We start from the raw sequence: 22,746 nt of genomic DNA on the forward strand, positions 1-22,746 counted from the left end.
CTTATAGCCAGTCTATGCGCCCGGTAAGGTGGGGCGCGTCTCCCTTGGCATTCAGAATCTGATAGTCCCAGCCGTCTGCCCCGGTGCGCCAGTTCAGCTGCGCGGTGCCGGGCAGGAACAGCGGCTTCTTGAACTGGCAGCTGACCTTCACCGGCCCTGACTGCCAGCCTTCCTGTTGTTCCAACAGCGCCAGTGCGTGGGCCTTGGTCCACATGCCATGGGCAATCGCCCGCGGAAAACCGAAAGCCCGGGCGCTCAGGGCGTGCATGTGGATGGGGTTGCGGTCACCGGATACCTTCGCATATTGCCGGCCGATGCTTTCCGGCGCCTTGATGGCTTCAGAGAACGAGTAATGGTCCAGTTGCGGCGGATTCTTGCTGCCTCCGGAGGTTCCCTGGCCGGCCATCCGGAACAGGTTGGTGCTGGTTTCTTCCCAGATCAGCTTGCCGGCGGCCCGGGCTTCGGTAATCAGGTCGAACTCCATGCCCCTGTCTGTGCGCTGCTGGTTGCCCAGCGTTACCTGTATATCCAGGTTTTCGCCGGCACTGACCGGGCGATGCTGGATGATGGTGTTGCGCAGGTGCACCAGCCCCAGCAAGGGCAGGGGAAAGGATTTTTCCGTCAGCAGCTTCAGGTGCAGGGGGAACGCCAGGATGTGGGGCCAGGTAATGGGGGCCCGGGAGCCTGGCTTGAACCCGCATATGCGCTGATAGGTTTTCAGGGCCGGAGTGTTGGTGGCAATCCCCAGCAGGTCTGCCTGCAGGTCCGGAATGCGGGTTTGCTCGCCCGGCTTGTGTTGTTTGGGCAGCAGGGCCTTGCCATACAGTGGCAGCAAGGCCGGCGGTGCGCTGTGGTAGACCAGTGAATCCGGCATTAAGGCTTTCTCCCGATTATTAATGGTTTCAGGTACAACTGTGCGTGCGTGGCCTGATATGCTCTAATGTACGACGAAAGTCTGGCAAACCCGGCCAGAGGTGGCATTGACCCGGCGTGCTCCGAACCCTGTCCGGTGGGTCAAAGTGGTAACTGATAAATAAAAAAGCGGGACTCTATGCAGGAACTACGTGATGCGGGCGTGATGCTGCGCCTGATTTATGAGGCGATGAAGAAAAAGGGCATTGATACCAATGCTATTTTCAGCCGTCTGGGTGTAGACGAGCAGTATGTTTATACCGATCAGCTCCGAACTCCCCACAATGCCCAGCTGTATTTCTGGCAGGCGGTTGAAGATGTATCCGGTGATGAAGATGTTGGCCTGCACCTGGGGCCACTGTTGCCGGCCTACAAAGGGCAGGTACTGGAATACCTGTTCCTGAGTAGCCCCACCTTTGGCGAAGGTCTTCGCCGGGCCCAGAACTATCAGCGCCTGCTGAGTGATGCGGCCAATACCGATTTCTTTGTGGAAGGCGACGAAGCCTGCATGGTGCTGGATGCAGCCTCGGAAGAAGTCAGCCGGCTGCGGCACTTCAACGAGTGTTTTGTGCAGGGCTTGATTACCTTCTTCAAATCCATCACCGATGGCCGTTTTTATCCCTCCCGCATCGAGTTCGAGCATGAGCGGGAAAAAGGTATCGACCACGCAAAGGAAGTGCTCGGTTGTGATGTGGTGTTCGGCGCCCGTGAAAACCGTCTGTACTTCCCGGTGGAAATTCTGTCCTATGCCTCGCCCCATGCCGAGCCGGAACTGCTGGCCCTGCACGAGCGTTTTGCCAGTGAGCAGGTAGCGAGGCTCGAGAAGAAAGACATCGTAGGGCAGGTGGAGCGGATTATTGCCGAGCTGCTGGACAGCGGTGAGGTGACACTGGATGCGGTGGCCGAAAGGCTGGGTATCAAGCCCAGAACCCTGCGCACCCGGCTGACCGAAGCTGAAACCAGTTTCAACCAGGTGCTGGCGGATTTCCGCTACCGGCTGGCCCGACAGCTGCTGGCAACGACCGACGAGTCCATCGACGAGATCGTGTATCTGACCGGTTTCTCCGAACCCAGCACGTTTTACCGAGCGTTCAAGCGCTGGTCTGGCATGACGCCGATCGAGTACCGTAAAACCGCCCAGACCAAGGATGTGATGGTCGACGCCATGTAAGGCGGTTTTCTGAAAATCTGAAAAAAGTTCTTCAAAAGCGTTGACATAAACGGGGGCGTCTTTATAATGCGCCCTCGTTGTCACAGAGCAGTCGCAAGACAGCTCAGGCACGCCGCGCGGAGCGGTAGTTCAGTTGGTTAGAATACCGGCCTGTCACGCCGGGGGTCGCGGGTTCGAGTCCCGTCCGCTCCGCCATTTATCTCCTCCCCCTTGTTTTCGATATCCCCTTTTTATTTCCAGCTTTTTCTCAGCTATCTGACCTGATTTGTTTTCGCCGTTCGCCCGGGCTTGTTCCGTGCCAGCGCTGGTATGCCTTGTGAAAGGCCGGCGGGTTGGCAAAGCCCAGCAGCCAGGCAATTTCCGCCAGTGATGTATCGGTTTCCTTCAGGTAATCCTCTGCCAGTTGTTTGCGGGTGTCGTCCAGCAGTTGCCGGAACCCGGTACCCTCGGCGCTCAGTTGCCGTTGCAGGGTCCAGGCCGTGGTGCCCAGCCGGGCCGCCAGTGTTTCCAGCGTAGGTGTTTCACCCCGCAGCAGGGGGGTTAACAGATGGCGCACCCGGTCGGCCACGCTCCAGCCTTTGCGGATTTGCCGCAGCTCCCGTTCACAGACTCCTGACAGCTTCTCGTACATGCCCTCATGGGCCTGGGACGGGCTTTGTCGCCACACGCTTTCCTTGAAGCGGATGGCGTTTTCCCGGGCGCCGAACTCTACCGGGCAGCGAAACCAGCTTTCGAACACGTCGTCCAGGCCAATGGATGGATACTCTATCCATACCTTTTCCAGCACGTCGTAGCGGCCGGTGATATGCCGGGCCAGTTGGGTCCAGGCCGCCAGTATGGAATCCACCACAAAGTAGTTGTACGGGTTGTAGGGCTGGATCGAGTAGAAGCGCACGGTGCGCTGGAATTCATCGACCGAGGGTTCGCCCCGGGAATTCTGGCTGGTGAGCAGGGAATAGCGAATCAGGCTACGGAAGGCCTGGCTGACTGAATTTGCAGTTTCTACGGCCAGCCCGGCCATGCCCGCATCCACCGGCCGGGTCAGGGCGCCCATGCGCAGGCCCAGGGCGGGATTGCCGGTTGCGGTGATGGCAGCATGGCCAAGACGCATAAAGCGGGGGATGCTGATGCGGGCATCAGCCGAGGCCAGTGCGGCATCATCCAGTCGGAACCTGGCTTTCAGTTTGTCGATATTGCCGCCTTCGGCCTCGGTTGCGCGCAGCAGTACTGCCGCATACAGCAGGCTGATATCGCCGAGGGCGTTATGTTTTGGGGTGTTAGCTTCAGGCATATCGGTATTATTGCTGTTATCCAGAGATAATAAAATGTTTGGTTTGGATATTGTTGGCGCCTTCGGTGCTGGGTAGTGTAGGCCCATAACAACGGGAGCCTCGACATCCCGCCTGATAATCCGATGAGGAGCACCGCAATGACCGCAACACCTGGCACCAGCAAGTACCCGCACCTGCTTGAGCCCCTGGACCTGGGCTTTACCAAACTTCGCAACCGTACGCTGATGGGCTCCATGCACACGGGCCTTGAGGAAGTGAAGGGTGGCTTCGACCGGCTGGCGGCATTCTATGCCGAGCGTGCCCGTGGCGGCGCCGGGTTGATTGTGACCGGCGGCATCGGCCCCAACAGCGAAGGCGCGGTGTTCCAGCACGCGGCCAAGATGAGCACCGAGGAAGAGTCTGACAAGCACAAGGTGATCACCCAGGCCGTGCACGAGGCCGATGGCAAGATCTGTATGCAGATCCTGCACGCTGGCCGTTATGCCTATTCTCCGGAGCTGGTAGCGCCCTCTGCCATCCAGGCACCCATCAACCCGTTCAAGCCCAAAGAACTTGATGAAGCGGGTATCCAGAAGCAGATTGACGACTACGTGAACTGTGCCGCCCTGGCCCAGCGCGCCGGCTACGACGGCGTCGAGATTATGGGCTCCGAGGGTTATTTTATTAACCAGTTCATCGTCAAACACACCAACCACCGTACCGACCAGTGGGGTGGCAGCTATGAAAACCGCATTCGCCTGCCGATTGAAATCGTGCGCCGTGTGCGTGAGCGGGTGGGCGAGAACTTCATCATTGTGTACCGCCTGTCCATGCTGGACCTGATCGAAGACGGCAGCACCTGGGAAGAAGTGGTGCAGCTGGCCAAGGAAATCGAAAAAGCCGGCGCCACGATTATCAATACCGGTATCGGCTGGCATGAAGCCCGTGTGCCTACCATTGCCACCTCGGTACCCCGCGGTGCCTTTACCAAGGTAACTGCCCACCTGAAAGGCGAGGTAAGCATTCCGCTGGTAACCACCAACCGGATCAACATGCCGGATGTGGCCGAGAAGATCCTGGCCGAAGGCGATGCCGACATGGTCTCCATGGCCCGGCCGTTCCTGGCGGATGCCGAGCTGGTACTGAAAGCAGCCGAAGACCGTGCCGAGGAAATCAACACCTGCATCGGCTGTAACCAGGCCTGCCTGGACCATACCTTCAGCGGCAAGCTCACCACCTGCCTGGTGAACCCGCGCGCCTGTAACGAAACCCTGCTGACCTATGTGAAAACGGCTCAGCCCAAATCCATCGCGGTGGTGGGTGCCGGCCCGGCAGGCCTCGCCTTTGCCAGCGTAGCCGCAGAGCGTGGCCACAAGGTGACGGTGTTTGATGACGGCAGCGAGATCGGCGGCCAGTTCAACGTGGCCAAGCGGATTCCGGGTAAGGAAGAGTTCTACGAAACCCTGCGTTATTTCCGTGTGATGCTCGACAAGCACGGCGTGGATGTCCGCCTGAACACCCGGGTCAGTGCAGACGACCTGAAAGCCGGTGGCTTCGATGAAGTGGTTATGGCCACCGGTGTCGAGCCCCGCACCCCGGATATCGAAGGTATCGACCATCCGAAGGTGATCGGCTACCTGGATGCCCTGATGGGTCGCAAGCCGGTGGGCCAGCGTGTCGCGGTAATCGGTGCTGGCGGTATCGGCTTTGATGTGTCCGAATTCATCGTGCATCAGGGTGAATCGCCGTCCCTGAACACCGAACACTTTATGAAAGAGTGGGGTGTCGACCTGACCGTGGCGCATCGTGGTGGTATTCAGGGCGTACAGCCGGAAGTACCGGCCCCGGCCCGTGAGGTGTTCCTGCTGCAGCGCAAGGCTTCCAAGGTCGGCAAGAACCTGGGCAAGACCACCGGCTGGATTCACCGTACATCTCTGAAGAACCGCAATGTGCAGATGGTTCCGGGTGTGTCTTACCGCAAGATTGACGACGAAGGCCTGCACATCACGGTTACGCCCAAGGGCGCGGAGCAGGGCGAAGACAAGCTGCTGCCGGTGGATACCATCATCGTGTGTGCCGGCCAGGAGCCGTTGCGCGAACTGCAGGCAGGCCTTGAAGCCGCAGGCCTGCCGGTGCACCTGATTGGTGGTGCCGATGTCGCCGCCGAGCTGGATGCCAAGCGGGCGATTGATCAGGGCAGCCGCCTGGCAGCGGAGATCTGATCACAAATCGTTGCAGTTTTTCTCTGTGTTTTGGGGCCGGTCTGGCTAGACTATGGAAATCCGGCAAGGGGGTAGGGAACCCTCGGGCCGGCCCTGTCGTTCGAATAACAAGTTACAAGCATGGAGAAGGTTGATGGTCAGTGCCGCCCAGGCAGCCGAGGGTAACTCAGCTGTCTTCTTGATGGATGGTAGCCAGGTGTCCCGGCAGATGCGTTGGTCGGAGTTTGGTGCCTTTCTGGATGGCTATGTTGGGCTTTCGGACCTTGCCGAAACCGATGTACGCGCCGTGCTGGTCAATCTCAACCCTGACCTGACGGTGGCCTCCCTGGTGTTCTTCCGGATCTGGTTTGACGAAGAAGGCCGCGCAGACAGCAGTTGGAACGTGCCCATCGAAGCGCTGGCGGAAAAGGGTGCCAAGGGCCCCGACCTGGGCGGTGGCGCAATCCGCCTTGTGTGTCGCAGCCAGTGTCCGGACCCTGCTTTTGCCGAAGAACTCTGGGACCCGGATATGACCCCGGGCAGCAACCATTTCCACTCGATTCGCAAGGCTGTTGAAGCCAATACCCTGCATTTCCGCCAGGCTGAGCCAGCAGAGGAAAATATCCCTGTACTGGTGAATTCGTCGTCTGCGGCCACCGACGAGCGTGTCGATATCGAACGTGCCCGCCTGGCCCAGGTGCTTCGGGAGCAACGGCTGCGCATCAAAACCCTGCAGAGCGTGCACCGGGATGCGGTGTCTGACCTGCAGCGTGACCATCGCCTGGAGATGCAGGCTTTGCGTTCGGAGATGACCGAGCTGGACCAGAAGTACGAACGGCTTCGGGTCAGTAAGGAGCAGCTCAAGAATCGCCTGCAGGAGCGTAATGAGCAATACCTCGCGCTACAGGAGCAGCTGGGTAAAGAGACCCCGGCCGATCCGGACGCAGGGCCCGACGTTGAGGGCGGCAAATCGGATGCCGAAACGGTCCTGCTGAGGGAGCAGCTGGAGCGCAAGGAGCGGGAGCTTGAGCTGCGGGAGGAAAGGCTGGTTGCCCTCGAACAGGAAAACCAGGAGCTCAGAAATCGCGAAGTGCCGGAAGATTCGCTGCTGGAACAGTTGCGAAACCAGGTGGTGTTCCTGGTGGCTTATCACCCGGGTGTCGGCCACATCACACTGCCGTACGATGATATCGAAACCTACTTTGCCAATCCCCAGGCCTACGCCGCTGACCAGTGCGGCATGAATGAGGCCGCCTACCGGGAGTGGCTGGCCCACTATGAAAACCCGGTGTGCAACCATGCTGGTGCCGACGGCAATGCGTGCGGCGAACCGATCATGAGAGTGTCCCAGCCGGCGGATTTCGAGGCCGGCAAAGACGACCGCTGCGAACTGCATAAAGCCTGATCCCGCGAAGTTTTTTCAGTATCCGCCCGAGTTTCGTTAAACTGTGGGTCTGTTCGTCTCATTCAGACACCACGGGATACTTCATGGACCAGTTCAGGAATATCGGGATTATCGGGCGCATGGGCAGCGTCAAGGTAGTTGAGTCGCTGCGCCAGCTGAAACAGTACCTGACCGCAAACAACTACCACGTCATTATCGAAGAAGACACCGCGACCATGATTCCGGGCCATGGCCTGCAGGTGGCCAGCAAGAAGCTCCTGGGTGAAATCTGCGACCTGGTGATTGTGGTCGGTGGTGACGGCAGTTTGCTGGGTGCCGCCCGGGAAATGGCCAAGGCCAAGATTCCGTTGCTGGGCGTTAACCGGGGTCGCCTCGGATTTCTGACCGATATCTCCCCCAACGACCTTGAAGAGCGGCTGGCCCAGGTGCTGGCCGGTGACTACATCGAAGAATCCCGGTTTCTGCTGGACGGCCACGTAGAGCGCAACGGCCAGCCTCTTGGCTATGGCTCTGCCCTGAACGACGTGGTGCTGCACCCGGGCAAGTCTACCCGGATGATCGGCTTCGACCTGTTTATCGACGGCCACTTTGTTTACAGCCAGCGCTCTGACGGCCTGATTGTAGCCACGCCCACCGGTTCGACGGCTTATTCACTGTCTGCCGGCGGTCCGATTATGCATCCCAAGCTGGATGCCGTGGTGCTGGTGCCCATGTTCCCCCATACCCTCAGCAGTCGCCCGATCGTGGTGGATGGCAAGAGCGAGATCAAACTGGTGATCGGCGAGACCAACGAAACCTATCCGCAGATCAGTTTCGATGGCCAGATGAACATTTCCTGTGCGCCGGGTGACATCATTCGCATCACCAAGAAGCCCTTCAAGGTTCGGCTGATTCACCCCACCGACCACAACTTCTACGCCACCTGCCGTGACAAGCTGGGCTGGGCAAGCACGATTACAGCGAGTTGAGTATGGCGGGTTACGACATTATCGGCGACATCCACGGTTGCGCTAACACGCTGCAGCGGCTGCTGGATCAGATGGGCTACCGCAAGGTGAACGGGGTTTACCGGCACCCGAAGCGGCAGGCAATTTTTATTGGTGACATTATCGACCGCGGCCCGCGCATCCGCGAGGCCCTGCACCTGGTGCGGGATATGGTGGAGCATGGCGCTGCCCGTATTGTCATGGGCAACCATGAGTACAATGCGCTGGGTTACTGCACCCGGGCCCGCCCGGGCAGTGGCAAGCAGTTCCTTCGGGAGCACAACCCGCGGCACGACCGGCTGATCAAGGAAACCCTTGAGCAGTTTGATGCGTATCCTCATGAGTGGAATGAATTCCTGGAATGGTTCTATACCATTCCGCTGTTCATCGACGATGAGGATTTCCGGGTGGTGCATGCGTGCTGGGACCAGGACCTGATCGACAAGTTCAGGCAAAACCAGGGCGGAGCCTGCATTGATGAAGACTTCCTGCATGCCTCTGCAGCGATCGAGTCGTTTGCCGGGCAGGTGATGGATACCTTGCTGCGGGGAACCGACCTGCGCTTGCCGGAAGGCATGTCGATTACCGGCAAGGACGGTTATGTACGGGAATTCTTCCGCACCAAGTTCTGGGCCGATGATCCGAAAACCTACGCCGACGTGGTGTTCCAGCCAGACCCGCTGCCCCCGGAAGTGGCCCGTATGGAGCTGACGGATGCCGAGTACCGGCAGCTGATCACCTATCCGCTGGATGCGCCCCCGGTGTTTGTGGGCCATTACTGGATGGATGGCAAGCCGGCGCCGCTGAAGACCAATGTGGCCTGTATCGATTACAGTGCGGTGAAGTACGGCAAGCTGGTGGCGTACCGGATGGACGGCGAAGACGTGCTGTCGAAAGACAAGTTTGTCTGGGTGGATGTAGACCGGCCGGAACAGCCGGATTATCCCACCAGTGAAGACAGTGTGGCACGCTGAGGCGGGGAGAGCAGGTGGATAACGAAAGGTCTTACCCGATTACCCCGGACGGCCGCTGGCAGCCCGCGCCTCGCCACGCCCCGTTTGTGATCGCAACCATAGTGATCGCGGTGGTGATGGTGTGGTTTACCGGCATGGGCCAGAACGCCCTGGCGGCAAACCTGATGTTTGTGGATCCCCGGCCATTCAGTTGGGAGGTGTTCAGCTCGCTGGCTGGCCGCCTGGAGGCGCTGTCGGCGTCCCTGGCCAGTGGCCAGGTGTGGCGGCTGATTACCCCGGATTTCCTGCACTTCAGCTGGACCCACATCATCTTCAACTCGGTGATGTTGTGGTTTCTGGGCAGTCAGATTGAGTGGATAGACGGCCGTGCCCGGCTGGCGGTGCTGTTTGTGGTGGCAAGCCTGCTGTCCAATGGCCTGCAGTACCTGGTGTCCGGCCCGCTGTTTGGTGGCTTGTCCGGTGTGGTGTACGGCATTCTGGGTTACTGCTGGATGAGCCAGCGCAGGCGCCCGCGTTTCCAGTTCCCGCCGGCACTGGTGACCTTTGCGCTGGTGTGGATGGTGATCGGCTTTACGCCGTTGCCGGAAATGCTTGGCCTTGGCCGCATGGCCAACGAAGCCCATCTGGGCGGTTTTGTGGCAGGGTTGCTGGTGGCCGCGTTGTCGCCCTTGCGGGGCAAGCGCTGGCGATAAACCAAAAAAAAAGCCCCACCGGAAGGTGGGGCATAAAAAGAGCGTTTTAGCTCCTGATGAGAGAGACCAAATGATACGACCGTCTGTCATTTGGTGAATTAATGATAATTGTTATCATTTGCGTCTGTCAAACGGATTTGCCGATTTTTCAATGAACAAATTTTCAGGAGGTGGGCAATGACCTACGAAGAGTTGATCGAGCGGCTGGATCCGAACGTGTACCGCAATCTGAAACAGGCGATTGAGCTGGGCAAGTGGCCGGACGGCCGTGCCATGACCCGTGAGCAGCGGGAAATCAGCCTGGAAGCGGTGATCTATTACGAAGAAAAGCACAAGGTGCCGGAAGAACAGCGTGTCGGCTACCTCGACCGGGGTGAAAAGGCGGGTACCGCCTGTGACCCGTCTGTGCAGTTCCGCAAGGATCGCCAGGGCAACGATGATGTCGATCCGGATCAGTTTGTAGAGGTCAAGGTTTGAGCGACTCCATTGATGTAACCGGCCGTCTTCGCAAGATGCCGGCCGAAGCCGGCGACCCGGTAGCCTATACCCTGGCGGTGGGCGATACCCGCATTCCGCTGAATGATCTGGTAGGGCGCAAGGTCCGGCTGGATTTTGATGGCGTGATCCGCTGTATCCATTGCGATCGCACCACCAAGAAGAGTTTCAACCAGGGCTATTGTTACCCCTGCTTCCGCAAGCTGGCAGCTTGTGACAGCTGCATCATGAGCCCGGAAAAGTGCCATTTTCACCTGGGCACCTGCCGGGAGCCGGAATGGGGCGAAGCCAACTGCATGGTGGAGCACGTGGTGTACCTGGCCAATTCCAGTGGCCTGAAAGTGGGTATTACCCGGGGCTCGCAAGTGCCTACACGCTGGATTGATCAGGGCGCGGTGACGGCGATCCCGATGCTGCGGGTTTCCAGCCGCTACCTTTCCGGGCTGGTGGAGGTGGCGTGCAAGAGCCATGTGGCCGATCGCACCAACTGGCGGGCCATGCTCAAGGGCGATGTGCCGGAGCTGGACCTGGCCCAGGAGCGCCAGAGAATCCTGGAGCTGATCGAAGACGACCTGGCGCAATTGCGCGCAGAGCACGGTGAAGACAGCATCCGGATTGTGGACGAGGCCTCACTTGGGCTGGGTTATCCGGTTCAGGTATGGCCGGCGAAAGTGAAAACCCATAACCTGGATAAAACACCGGAAGTGGAAGGGCTGCTTGAAGGTGTCAAGGGGCAGTACCTGATGCTGGACACCGGGGTGATCAATATCCGCAAATTTACCGGCTATGAAGTCCGGTTCCGGGTTCTCGACTGAGCCCGCCATGTCTTTTGTCTGGAGAGTATGAATGCGAACCAACCAGCCACAAACCATTTACCTGAGTGAATACAAGGTTCCTGCGTATCTGGTTGACCACGTGGATCTGCGTTTCGAATTGTTTGAAGACGGCGCCCGGGTGCACAGCACCCTGTCTGTGCGTCGGAATCCTGAGTCTGCGGAGGCCGGTGCGCCGCTGTTCCTGCACGGCGACAGCCTGAAGCTGGAGTCCGTGGCGCTGAATGGCTCAGCGCTGGCTGCCGGTGATTTCGAAGACCGTGGCGATGCGCTGATCGTGCCTTCGGTACCGGAGCAATTCGAATTGCAGGTGGTTACCTGGATCGAGCCGCAGAACAACACCCGGTTGGAAGGTTTGTACAAGTCCTCCGGAATGTTCTGTACCCAGTGCGAGGCCGAGGGCTTCCGTTGCATCACTTTCTACCCGGACCGCCCGGATGTGATGGCCCGGTTCCGCACCCGGATTGAAGCGGATAGAGGCGCCTACCCGGTACTGTTGTCTAACGGTAACCCGGTAGAGCAGGGCGAGCTCGAAAACGGCCGCCACTTTGTCACCTGGGAAGACCCGTTCCCCAAGCCGGCTTATCTGTTCGCGCTGGTTGCCGGAGACCTGGTAGAGAAAAAAGACACCTTCACCACCTGTTCCGGCCGTAATATTGACCTGCGAATGTACGTGGAGCCCCGCAACGCGCAGAAGTGCGATTTCGCCATGGACGCCCTCAAGCGCTCCATGCGCTGGGATGAAGAAGTCTATGGCCGCGAATACGACCTGGATATCTTCATGATCGTAGCGGTGGATGACTTCAACATGGGGGCCATGGAAAACAAGGGCCTGAATATTTTCAATTCCTCCTGCGTGCTGGCCAGCCAGGACACGGCGACCGACGCCACCTTCCAGCGCATCGAGGCCATCGTCGCCCACGAGTATTTCCACAACTGGTCCGGCAACCGGGTTACCTGTCGTGACTGGTTCCAGCTGAGCCTGAAGGAAGGCTTCACCGTGTTCCGGGATTCCCAGTTCTCCGCCGACATGGGATCGCCAACGGTCAAGCGCATTGAAGACGTTACCCTGTTGCGCACCGCACAGTTTGCGGAAGATGCGGGCCCCATGGCCCATCCGGTGCGGCCCGCGTCTTACATGGAAATCTCCAACTTCTACACCCTGACCATCTACGAGAAAGGCGCGGAAGTGGTGCGGATGATTCACAACCTGCTGGGCGATGAAATGTTCCGCAAGGGCAGTGATCTGTACTTCGAGCGCCACGATGGCCAGGCGGTGACCACGGATGATTTCGTCAAGGCCATGGAAGATACCTCCGGCCGTGACCTGAGCCAGTTCCGGTTGTGGTACGAGCAGGCAGGCACCCCGGTGGTTAGCGTGGAAGACGACTACGATGCAGACAAGGGCGTGTATGGCCTGACCATCCGCCAGAACATTCCTGACACTCCGGGGCAGACCGGCAAGAAGCCACAGCACATTCCGTTCGCCATGGGCCTGCTCGATAGCAAAGGCCAGCCGTTGCCGTTGAATAGCAGTGCGGGCGAACAGGGCGGCCCCCTGGAGCAGGTGCTGGAGCTGACTGAGGCCGAGCACCGTTTCGAATTCCATGGCCTGGCCGAACGGCCTGTGCCGTCACTGCTGAGGGATTTCTCGGCGCCGGTGCGGGTGCAGTATCCGTGGAGCCGGGAACAGCTGTTGTTCCTGATGAGCCACGATCCGGACGGCTTCAATCGTTGGGATGCGGGCCAGCGCCTGGCCGTGGATGTTATCCAGTCTCTGGTGGGTGCGCCGGAGCAGGCTGAAGTTGAACCGCGGCTGGCGGATGCCTACCGTAAATTGCTGAACGATGCCTCTCTGGACCAGGCACTGGTGGCCAAGATGCTGTTGTTGCCGTCGGAAGCCTACCTGGTAGAACTGGCGGAGCAGGCCGATGTGCCGGCTATCCATGCGGCCCGGGAGCGGGTGTTGAAGCACCTGGCTGAAGAGCTGAAAGACGACCTGCTGGCTTGTTACCGGCGCAACCGGCAGCAGGGCGATTACCAGCTGGGCCCGGATGCCATTGCCCGTCGCAGCCTGTGTAATACCGCGCTGGGCTGGTTGATGAGTATTGACGATGAGCGGGCCCGGGAGCTGGCGTTAGAGCAGTTCCGCAGTGCAGACAACATGACGGACCGCCTGGGTGCCTTGCGGGCGCTGGTCAATTCCGGCTTTGCAGCAGATCGTGAACAGGCCCTCGAGAGCTTCTACCAGCGCTTCAGCGATGATCCGCAGGTGGTGGAGCTCTGGTTCTCGGTACAGGCGTCCAGCGGCCAGGCGGGCCAGTTGCCGCACATCCTGAAGTTGCTGGAGCATCCGGCCTTTGACTGGAAAAACCCGAACAAGGTGCGCTCGGTAGTCGGTGTGTTTGCCGGCCAGAACCTGGCGGCCTTCCATAACCCCGATGGCAGTGGCTATCAGTTCCTGGCCGGGCAGGTTTGCCGCCTGGATGACAGCAACCCGCAGATTGCCTCACGCCTGGTAACGCCGTTAACGCGCTGGCGGAAGTTCGCACCTGCGTACTCCAGCCAGATGAAAGCGGCACTGGAAGGCATCCGGGACAAAGATAACCTGTCCCGTGACCTGTACGAAGTTGTGCACAAGAGCCTGGCAGGCTGACCTGCTGGCGGGGCCCGTGCCAGGCGCGCGGGCCCGCGCCGGTTGTGTATCTGTATGTGTTTTTTCCACCGTCGTCACACCCTGATACAAAATCGCACTTTCGGTCGATAGACAATGTTGCTCAATCGGCTAATCTGTTGGAAAGTCTGCGATTGCATCAGACCATAACAATAAAGCCCGACAGAGGCTTCCAGACGGAAAGGTTGCACAATGAGATACAACAAAAACGTTCTTTTGGGTGGGCTGCTGGCAGCTTCCTTCGCCGCATCCCCCGTTTACGCAGCTGTGTCTGCTTCAGAGGCAGCGCGGCTGGGTAATGATTTAACCCCTTTCGGTTCGGTCAAGGCCGGAAACGCCGATGGCACCATCCCGGCGTGGGACGGTGGCCTGACAGAGCCTCCGGCCGGCTATCAGGGCAGTGGCCAACACCATATCAACCCGTTTCCGAACGACCAGGTGCTGTTCACCATCAATGCGTCCAACATGGACCAGTACAGCGAGCACCTGACCGATGGCCTGAAGGCCATGTTTGAAACCTACCCGACCACCTTCCAGATTCCGGTTTACCAGTCCCGCCGTACCCATGCGGTTCCTGACTGGGTTGCCGAGAATACCCGCAAGAACGCGGTGAATGCGGAAATTGTGGGTGAATCCGAGGGCCTGGAAGGCGCCTTCGGTGGCTATCCTTTCCCGATCCTGCATGGCAATAACGAAGAAAAAGCCTGGCAGGTGATCTGGAACCACCTGACCCGCTGGCGTGGTATATCCCTGACCCGTCGTTCCAGTGAAGTGGCCGTGCAGCCCAACGGGGATTACGGCCTGGTGACATCCCAGCAGGAAGCCTTTTTCAACTTCTACAGCCCTGAAGGCAGCGAAAAAGACCTCGATAACATCATTTTCTACTACCTGTCTTTCACCCAGTCTCCGCCTCGCCTTGCCGGTGGTGCGATCCTGGTTCATGAAACCCTGAACCAGATCGTCAGTCCCCGTAACGGCTGGGGTTATAACGCCGGTCAGCGCCGTGTGCGCCGGGCACCCAACCTGGGTTACGACTCCCCGATCGCGGCGGCCGATAACCTGCGGACGGCCGACGACACCGATATTTTTAACGGTGCCATGGATCGCTATAACTGGAATTACGAAGGGATGCGGGAAATCTACGTGCCCTACAACAACTACAAGATTGGCGAAAAGGGTACTCCGTATTCCGAGATTCTGGGTATTTCCCACCTGAACCCTGACCTTACCCGCTGGGAATTGCACCGGGTGCACGTGGTTGAAGCCACCCTCAAGGATGGTGAGCGCCACATCTACGCCAAGCGTCGTTTCTATGTGGATGCCGATAGCTGGAACACCCTGCTGCTCGACCAGTACGACGGCCGTGGTGAGCTCTGGCGCGTAACCATGGGTATCGCTAAGAACTACTACGACATGCCGGGTGTGTGGACAGCACTGGACGTGTACCACGACCTGCAGGCCCGTCGTTACCATGTTCTGGGCCTGGATACCGAAGAACCCAACACCCGTGTGTTCACTGACGACGTACCCAGCAAGCGTTACTTCTCGCCGGCTTCCCTGCGCAGACGAAGTGTACGCTGAGTTTTGGCGCGGGCTCAGGCCCGCGCCGGCAGCTTTCTGATCTAACCAACGTAAAGGCAATCTGAATGGCTAATAGGTTCATGTGCGAGACACTGGGTTCTGCCTGTCTTGGTCTGTCCATGGCATTGGCAGCACCTGCGGCGTTTGCGCTGACAGATATCATCGAGACCCCGGCTTTAATGTCGGACCTGGCTCCGGAATCCCTGCTCAACGATGCCACCCGTGCGGGTGACCGCATTGTTGCCGTTGGCGAGCGCGGGCATGTGATTTACTCCGATGATGAAGGGCAAACCTGGACCCAGGCCGAGGTGCCTGTATCGGTGACACTGAACGCCGTGGATTTTGGCAGCGACAGCAGCGGCTGGGTTGTTGGCCACAGCGGTGTGGTGCTGCATTCCGGGGATGCCGGGGCTACCTGGCAGCTGCAGTTCGATGGCCTGCAGGCGGCCGAGCTGGTGATCGAAAGCCGGGAAGAGCAGATTGCTGCGATGGAAGAGCGTATCGAACAGGCTCCGGAAGCCGAAAAGGGCGACCTGGAATGGGCGCTGGATGACCTGTTCTTTGCCCTGGAGAACGTGCAGGCAGATATGGAAATCGGCCCGGTTAACCCGTTACTGGATGTGTGGTTTGAAGACGATCAGCACGGTTTCGTGGTGGGTGCCTACGGCATGGTCCTGCGCACGCAGGATGGCGGTGAAACCTGGGAAGACTGGGGCCCGCAGCTCAGCAATCCGCAGAACTTCCATTTGAACAGCGTAGCCCGGGTAACCGGTGGTGCGCTGGTGATCGTGGGCGAAGCCGGCCAGGTGCATGTGTCCGTAGATAACGGTGACACCTGGGAGCGGCGCGAGAGCCCCTACGATGGCTCACTGTTCGGCGTGATGGGTACCGGCAAGGTGAATGAAGTGCTGGCCTTCGGTCTTCGCGGTAACACCATGTTATCGACGGATCTGGGCCGCAGCTGGACCATGGTTGCTAACGAAGGCGGCACCACCCTGAACAACGGTTCGGTTGCAGACGATGGCCGGGTCACCCTGGTGGGTAACAGCGGCGCGGTGCTGATGAGCAGTAATGGTGGCGAAAGTTTCCGCGCGCACTTCCGGAATGACCGGGAGGGTGTCATGGGTGTGGTTCCACTGAGCGGAACCAATCTTCTTCTGGTAGGCGAGGGCGGTGTGATGATCACCGATTCCCGCGGCCGGGACCTGTAATAACGCCCTGGTGTGGCATCAACGGATTTAATGGATAGAGGGGTTTTTTAATGTCTGACCCGATGCATGACAGGGGTGAACATTACCTGACAACGCCCAAGGCGGAGCCGTTCCTTGAGCGTTTGATTTTTAATAACCGGGCGCTGATTCTTATAGCGTTCTTTGTGCTGACGCTGTTCCTCGGCTACAACGCCGTGAAGATCCAGCCAGACGCCAGCTTCGAGCGGATGATTCCGCTTGAGCATCCGTACATTGTGAATATGCTCGAACACCGGGACGACCTGGAAAACCTGGGTAACTTCGTGCGTATTGCGGTTGCGGTGGAAGACGGCGACATCTTTACCGCCGAATACATGGAAACCCTGAAGCAGATTACCGACGAGATGTTCTACCTGAACGGTGTTGACCGTTCCGGCCTGAAGTCTCTCTGGACCTCCAACGTACGTTGGGTGGAAGTGACCGAGCAGGGCTTCCAGGGTGGTACCGTGATTCCGGACACCTACGACGGCACCCGCGAGAGTCTTGAACAGTTGCGCCAGAACGTACTGCGTTCGAACGAAGTAGGGCGCCTGATTTCAGACAACTTCCGTTCCACGATTGTGTACGCGCCGCTGTACGAGACCAACCCGGAAACCGGCGAGCCGCTGGATTACGCCGCGTTCTCCAAAGAGCTGGAAGAAAAGATTCGCAGCAAATACCAGGAGCAGAACCCGGAAATCAGTATCCACATTGTTGGCTTTGCCAAGAAAGTGGGCGACCTGATTGAAGGTATCGGTTCCATTGCCTGGTTTGCCGGCATCACCATCCTGCTGACCACGTTGCTGCTGTTCTGGTATTCCCGCTGCATCGCCGGCACGCTGATCCCGGTGCTGACCTCCATTATCGCTGTGTTCTGGCAGCTGGGTACCCTCCGGCTTCTGGGCTATGGCCTGGACCCGTACTCGGTGCTGGTGCCGTTCCTGGTGTTTGCGATCGGTATCAGTCACGGCGTACAGATTGTTAACGCCATGGCTGTGGAAGCGGCCAAGGGCTTTGATGCTGTCACTGCAGCCCGCCTGGCATTCCGTGCCCTGTATATCCCGGGCATGCTGGCGCTGATTTCCGACGCCATGGGCTTCCTGACCCTGGTGTTCATCGAAATCGACGTTATCCGTGACCTCGCCGTTGCTGCCGGCCTGGGTGTGGCGTTTGTAATCATCACCAACCTGGTGCTGCACGTACTGATCATGTCTTACATCGGTATTTCCAAGGGCGGTGTGCGCCATGTGCAGAACCACGGCGACAAGCAGGACCGCAAATGGCGGGTTATGTCTTACTTCTCCCATCCGGGTGTGGCACCGATTTCCCTGCTGATTGCCGTGATCGGCCTGGGCCTTGGCTTGTACTACAAGCAAGACCTGAAAGTAGGTGACCTGGACCAGGGTGCGCCGGAGTTGCGTGCAGATTCCCGCTATAACAAGGACAACGCCTACATCATCAACAACTACTCCACCAGTGCCGATGTGTTGGTGGTGATGGTGAAAACCCCGGAAGAGCAGTGCACCCAGTACAACGTGCTGCGCGCCATGGACAGCCTTCAGTGGCAGCTGCAGAACACCCCGGGCGTGCAGAGTTCCGCCTCCCTGGCAGATGTTTCCAAGCTGGTGACCAAGGCCCTGAACGAGGGTAACTGGAAGTGGTTCGAGATTTCCCGCAACCAGACCATCATCAATGCGTCTATCCGGGACGCGCCGGCCGGCCTGATCAACACCAGTTGCGACCTGACTCCGGTGCTGGTGTTCCTGGAAGATCACAAGGCGGAAACCCTGGAAACCGTGGTTGAGCGCGTTGAAGCCTTCGCCCAGACCAACAGCAACGAAGAGCACACCTTCCTGCTGGCGGCCGGTAACGCAGGTATCGAGGCGGCCACCAACGAGGTAATTTCCAGCGCCAAGGATATGATGCTGATGCTGGTTTACGGTGTTGTGAGCTTGCTGTGCTTCCTGACCTTCCGTTCACTTCGTGCGGTGGCCTGTATCGTGATTCCTCTGGGCCTGACCTCCATTTTGTGTGAGGCGATCATGGCGGTGTCCGGTATCGGTATCAAGGTGGCGACCTTGCCGGTAATCGCGCTGGGCGTGGGTATCGGTGTCGACTACGGTATCTACATCTACGCCAAGCTCGAGAAGTTCCTGCTGGAAGGCAAGACGCTGCAGGAGGCTTACTACGAAACCCTTCGTTCGACCGGTAAGGCCGTTATCTTCACCGGCGTGACCCTGGGCCTTGGTGTAGTGACCTGGATCTTCTCGCCGATCAAGTTCCAGGCGGATATGGGCTTCCTGCTGTTCTTCATGTTCCTGTGGAACATGGTGGGAGCGATCTGGCTGTTGCCAGCACTGGCCCGCTTCCTGCTGAGACCGGACAAAATGCTGGCGAAAGCCCGCGCAGCCAAGTCTTAATGATTGGCTAAAGCCCCCGAAAGCCCGCGTAAGCGGGCTTTTTTCTTGATTACTCAGCTGGTTAGCGAACTAATCCTTTCTTTATTTATCGCCCGAAGTGTTCTATGTTTTAAAACGAACCGGATGTTTGTCCGTATTTCTGGGCGGGCAATTGATTACAACGACCAAGAAAAAGGAAGAGCACACATGACACTGAAACTCAAAGCGTCCGCTTTTGCCATGGCTGCAGCTGTTTCTCTGGGAGCTGCATCGACTGCAGTTTCTGCCCAGGAGCAGCGCTTCGTAACCATCGGCACTGGCGGTGTAACCGGCGTTTATTACCCGGCGGGTGGCGCGATCTGTCGTCTCGTGAACATGGATCGTAAGGAACACGGTATCCGTTGCTCGGTAGAGAGCACCGGTGGTTCTGTCTATAACCTGAATGCCATTCGTGCCGGCGAACTGGACCTGGCGGTTGCCCAGTCTGACTGGCAGTACCATGCCTACAACGGCACCAGCGAGTTCACTGACGCGGGCAAGAATGAAAAGCTGCGCGCGGTATTCTCCATGCACCCGGAGCCGTTCACCGTTGTTGCCAGCAAAGGCTCCGGCATCAAGAACTTCGAAGACCTGGAAGGCAAGCGGGTTTCCGTGGGTAACCCGGGTTCCGGCCAGCGCGCGACCGCAGAAGTTCTGATGAAGGAAATGGGCTGGGAGTTGGACAAGTTCTCCCTGGCGGCCGAAATCAAGGCGGCAGAGCAGTCCCAGGCCCTGTGTGACGGCAACATCGATGCTTTCTTCTATACCGTTGGCCACCCCTCCGGTGCCATCAAGGAAGCCACCACTTCCTGTGACAGCGTACTGGTGAACGTGGATAACGCAGCCACCAAGAAGCTGATCGACGATAACCCGTACTACCGTAAGGCGGTTATCCCCGGCGGCATGTACCGTGGTTCCGACGATGACGTAACCACTTTCGGTGTGGCAGCTACCTTTGTGTCTTCCACCGATGTGCCGGACGACGTGGTATACGAAGTGGTCAAGGCGGTATTCGAGAACTTCGACAGCTTCAAGCGCCTGCACCCGGCGTTTGGCAACCTGAAGAAGGAAGAAATGGTCTCTGATGCCCTGAGTGCACCGCTGCACCCGGGTGCGGCCAAGTACTACCGTGAAGCTGGTCTGATCGACTGATCAGCCGGGTAGAGAGCAGAGCGGGCGCCAAGCCCGCTCTGTTGATTCAGTCAGACTGTTTTTTATTTGCAGGAACGTTCTATGGCAACGAATGACCCGGGCACCGGGGCAGGTGCGGATGCCGCAAAGGTAAGCGAGGTGCTGCAGACCGAAACCGGTGGCCGTGCCCTGCAAGGCCCAGCAGCGGTACTCCTCTTCATCATTCCGGTATGCTGGTCTTTGTTCCAGCTCTGGATCGCATCACCCCTGCCGTTCATTCTGAACTTCGGTATTTTCAACTCGACAGAAGCCCGCTCCATTCACCTGGCGTTTGCGGTATTTCTGGCGTTTTCGGCATTCCCCATGATCAAGGGGGTTCATGCCAACAAGGTGCCCATCTATGACTGGGTGCTGGCCCTGGCCGCGGCCTTTGCGGCGTCTTATCTCTACGTTTTCTACGACCAGCTGGCTACCCGGCCGGGCGCACCGATTACCGCGGATTTGTGGGTGGCAATGGTTGGCCTGGTGCTGTTACTTGAGGCAACCCGGCGGGCGCTTGGCCTGCCGTTGACGATTGTTGCAGCGGTGTTTATAGGCTATTCCCTTGCCGGCCCCTATATGCCGGATGTCATCTCCCACAAAGGGGTCAGCCTGAATAAACTGGCTTCACACCAGTGGCTGGGCACAGAGGGCGTGTTCGGTGTTGCTCTCGGGGTTTCCACCAGCTTCGTCTTCCTGTTCGTGCTCTTCGGTGCTCTGCTCGAGCGGGCGGGCGCCGGTAACTATTTCATCAAGGTGGCCTACGCCATGCTCGGCCATATGAAGGGCGGCCCGGCCAAGGCGGCGGTGGTGTCCAGTGGCCTGAGCGGTGTGATTTCCGGGTCTTCCATTGCCAACGTGGTGACTACCGGTACCTTTACCATTCCGCTGATGAAGCGGGTGGGTTTCCCGGCTACCAAGGCCGGTGCGGTTGAGGTGGCTGCGTCCACCAACGGTCAGCTGACCCCGCCGATCATGGGCGCTGCGGCGTTCCTGATGGTGGAATATGTCGGCATTTCCTACCTGGAAGTGATCAAGCATGCGATTCTGCCGGCGCTGATTTCCTATGTGGCACTGATCTACATCGTGCACCTGGAAGCCTGCAAGCTGAAGATGCACGGCATTGAACGGCCGAACCGGCCATCCCTGGCCCAGCGCATGCTGAACTGGGTGGTGGTACTGATCGGGCTGATTGTGCTGACCTTTGCCGTCTATTACGGCGTCGGCTGGACCAAGGGTGTGCTTGGAGAAGCGGCACCCTGGGTGCTTGGCCCCGTCCTGGTTGCCATCTACGTGGCGTTGATTGGCTATGCCACCCGCTTCCCGGAGCTGGAGGAAGATGATCCGGACAAGGCCATGGATGAACTTCCGGAAGTCGGCCCTACGGTGAAAACCGGGTTGTATTACCTGCTTCCGGTGGTGGTGTTGGTCTGGTGCCTGACGGTTGAGCGATTCTCGCCCCAGCTGTCGGCGTTCTGGGCCACCCTGTTCATGGTGTTCATTGTCATCACCCAGCGCCCGCTGAAGGCGTTTTTTCGCAAGCATGGCGGCTTCATGGACGAGTTCACCGGTGGTATCGGTGATCTTTTCCACTCCCTGGCCACCGGTGCCCGGAATATGGTGGGTATCGGTGTGGCAACGGCCACTGCCGGCATCGTGGTGGGTACGGTTACCCTGACGGGTATCGGGCTGGTGATGACCCAGTTCGTGGAATTCCTGTCTGGCGGTAACTTGCTGCTGATGCTGATGTTTACCGCGGTGATCAGCCTGATCCTGGGTATGGGTTTGCCCACTACGGCCAACTACATTGTGGTGTCCACCCTGATGGCGCCGGTGATTGTGACTCTGGGGGCCCAGAACGGCCTGCTGGTGCCGTTGATTGCGGTGCACCTGTTTGTGTTCTACTTCGGCATACTGGCGGACGACACGCCGCCCGTGGGGCTGGCCGCCTACGCGGCGGCGGCCATATCCGGGGCAGACCCCATACGCACGGGTATTCAGGGTTTTACCTACGATATCCGGACCGCGATCCTGCCGTTCATGTTCATCTTCAACACCCAGTTGTTGCTGATCGGGCTGACCGGTTGGGTGGATCTGCTGATTACAGTCTTCAGTGCAGTGACCGCCATGCTGGTGTTTTCTGCGGCTACCCAGGGCTACTGGTTTACCCGTAGCTATAAGTGGGAAACCGTTTTGCTGCTGCTGATTACCTTCACCATGTTCCGGCCCGGCTTCTGGTGGGATATGGTTTATCCGCCATACGAGGAACGCCAGGGCGAAGCCATCATGGAGTACGTCGAGCAGGCTGAGCCAGACGAGAAAGTGGTGTTCCGTGTGTCGGGTATGGCACTGGATGGCAGTGATACCACAACCTACACCCAACTGGAGATTCCTGCTGGTGATTCGGCAGTCGAGCGGTTGTCTGCTGCAGGCCTGGAGGTGTCTGTCAGTGGCGATATGCTGGCAGTCGACTTCGTGAACTTTGGCAGTGCCGCGGAAGAAGCCGGTATCGATTTCGGCTGGAACATCGAAGCGGTGCAGGCCAAGCTCGACAGGCCGCCGAAGGAAGTGATGTTCATCCCGGCCCTGTTGCTGCTTGCGTTGGTGGCCTTTGGCCAGCTTAAGCGGAAAGCCAGGGAGGATGCCCAGCCCCAGGCTGCGTAACCTGAATCGGCGTTCGTACAAACCCGGCATTGTTGCCGGGTTTTTTTCTG

At 58.7% G+C, this 22,746-nt stretch carries 16 protein-coding genes and 1 tRNA gene; 15 read left to right on the forward strand and 2 right to left on the reverse strand.

The genetic code is table 11. The features are described from left to right. Window position 1 precedes the first annotated feature (1 nt). On the reverse strand, window positions 2–874 hold the full coding sequence (locus tag H3Z84_RS09205) for a MaoC family dehydratase (RefSeq protein WP_199457257.1): 873 nt from the start codon (window positions 872–874) through the stop codon (window positions 2–4). A gap of 177 nt (window positions 875–1,051) precedes the next feature. Here H3Z84_RS09205 and H3Z84_RS09210 point away from each other — a divergent pair, with 177 nt between their 5' ends. Further along, window positions 1,052–2,083 (forward strand): AraC family transcriptional regulator, encoded by a 1,032-nt coding sequence (locus H3Z84_RS09210; protein ID WP_036219645.1) that lies wholly within the window; start codon window positions 1,052–1,054, stop codon window positions 2,081–2,083. Between the two features lie 118 nt (window positions 2,084–2,201). Further along, window positions 2,202–2,278 (forward strand) — tRNA-Asp (locus tag H3Z84_RS09215). A gap of 52 nt (window positions 2,279–2,330) precedes the next feature. Here the strand turns inward: H3Z84_RS09215 and H3Z84_RS09220 are convergent. Further along, window positions 2,331–3,374 (reverse strand): AraC family transcriptional regulator, encoded by a 1,044-nt coding sequence (locus H3Z84_RS09220; protein WP_199457258.1) that lies wholly within the window; start codon window positions 3,372–3,374, stop codon window positions 2,331–2,333. A gap of 138 nt (window positions 3,375–3,512) precedes the next feature. Here H3Z84_RS09220 and H3Z84_RS09225 point away from each other — a divergent pair, with 138 nt between their 5' ends. From H3Z84_RS09225 to H3Z84_RS09285, 13 genes are all read left to right on the forward strand, one after another. Then, window positions 3,513–5,576: an NADPH-dependent 2,4-dienoyl-CoA reductase gene (locus H3Z84_RS09225; RefSeq protein WP_022989388.1), complete on the forward strand. Its 2,064-nt coding sequence runs from the start codon at window positions 3,513–3,515 to the stop codon at window positions 5,574–5,576. Window positions 5,577–5,709: 133 nt separating this feature from the next. Then, a complete protein-coding gene (locus tag H3Z84_RS09230) occupies window positions 5,710–6,960 on the forward strand; it encodes a DNA repair protein (protein WP_199457259.1) in 1,251 nt (416 codons plus the stop codon). A gap of 83 nt (window positions 6,961–7,043) precedes the next feature. After that, window positions 7,044–7,928, forward strand: coding sequence for an NAD(+) kinase (locus H3Z84_RS09235; RefSeq protein WP_022989386.1), 885 nt, complete (start codon window positions 7,044–7,046; stop codon window positions 7,926–7,928). A 2-nt stretch (window positions 7,929–7,930) separates the two neighbouring features. Then, window positions 7,931–8,920 carry a metallophosphoesterase gene (locus H3Z84_RS09240; protein WP_058341169.1) on the forward strand — a complete coding sequence of 330 codons (990 nt, stop codon included), beginning with the start codon at window positions 7,931–7,933 and terminating at the stop codon, window positions 8,918–8,920. Beyond that, the gene (locus H3Z84_RS09245; RefSeq protein ID WP_082640983.1) at window positions 8,917–9,612 is read left to right on the forward strand and encodes a rhomboid family intramembrane serine protease; all 696 of its coding nucleotides are present in this window, start codon (window positions 8,917–8,919) and stop codon (window positions 9,610–9,612) included. The genes H3Z84_RS09240 and H3Z84_RS09245 overlap by 4 nt, the downstream gene beginning before the upstream one ends. A gap of 177 nt (window positions 9,613–9,789) precedes the next feature. Further along, window positions 9,790–10,089, forward strand: coding sequence for a YeaC family protein (locus H3Z84_RS09250; protein ID WP_022989383.1), 300 nt, complete (start codon window positions 9,790–9,792; stop codon window positions 10,087–10,089). Beyond that, the gene (locus H3Z84_RS09255; protein ID WP_199457260.1) at window positions 10,086–10,922 is read left to right on the forward strand and encodes a DUF2797 domain-containing protein; all 837 of its coding nucleotides are present in this window, start codon (window positions 10,086–10,088) and stop codon (window positions 10,920–10,922) included. Before H3Z84_RS09250 ends, H3Z84_RS09255 begins: the two co-directional genes overlap by 4 nt. Before the next feature lie 31 nt (window positions 10,923–10,953). Continuing rightward, entirely contained in the window at window positions 10,954–13,596 is a 2,643-nt protein-coding gene (gene pepN, locus H3Z84_RS09260; protein ID WP_199457261.1) for an aminopeptidase N, read from the forward strand. 210 nt (window positions 13,597–13,806) lie between these two features. Then, entirely contained in the window at window positions 13,807–15,195 is a 1,389-nt protein-coding gene (locus H3Z84_RS09265; protein WP_199457262.1) for a DUF1329 domain-containing protein, read from the forward strand. Window positions 15,196–15,260: 65 nt separating this feature from the next. Continuing rightward, a complete protein-coding gene (locus H3Z84_RS09270) occupies window positions 15,261–16,406 on the forward strand; it encodes a WD40/YVTN/BNR-like repeat-containing protein (RefSeq protein WP_228285681.1) in 1,146 nt (381 codons plus the stop codon). A 50-nt stretch (window positions 16,407–16,456) separates the two neighbouring features. Then, the gene (locus H3Z84_RS09275) at window positions 16,457–18,844 is read left to right on the forward strand and encodes an efflux RND transporter permease subunit (RefSeq protein ID WP_058341174.1); all 2,388 of its coding nucleotides are present in this window, start codon (window positions 16,457–16,459) and stop codon (window positions 18,842–18,844) included. A gap of 186 nt (window positions 18,845–19,030) precedes the next feature. After that, window positions 19,031–20,014, forward strand: a complete 984-nt coding sequence (locus tag H3Z84_RS09280) for a TAXI family TRAP transporter solute-binding subunit (RefSeq protein ID WP_022989377.1) — start codon at window positions 19,031–19,033, stop codon at window positions 20,012–20,014. 81 nt (window positions 20,015–20,095) lie between these two features. After that, window positions 20,096–22,696, forward strand: coding sequence for a TRAP transporter permease (locus tag H3Z84_RS09285; RefSeq protein WP_199457263.1), 2,601 nt, complete (start codon window positions 20,096–20,098; stop codon window positions 22,694–22,696). Window positions 22,697–22,746 lie beyond the last annotated feature (50 nt).

Source organism: Marinobacter sp. bablab_jr003 (assembly GCF_016464245.1).
Taxonomy (GTDB): Bacteria; Pseudomonadota; Gammaproteobacteria; order Pseudomonadales; family Oleiphilaceae; genus Marinobacter; species Marinobacter vinifirmus.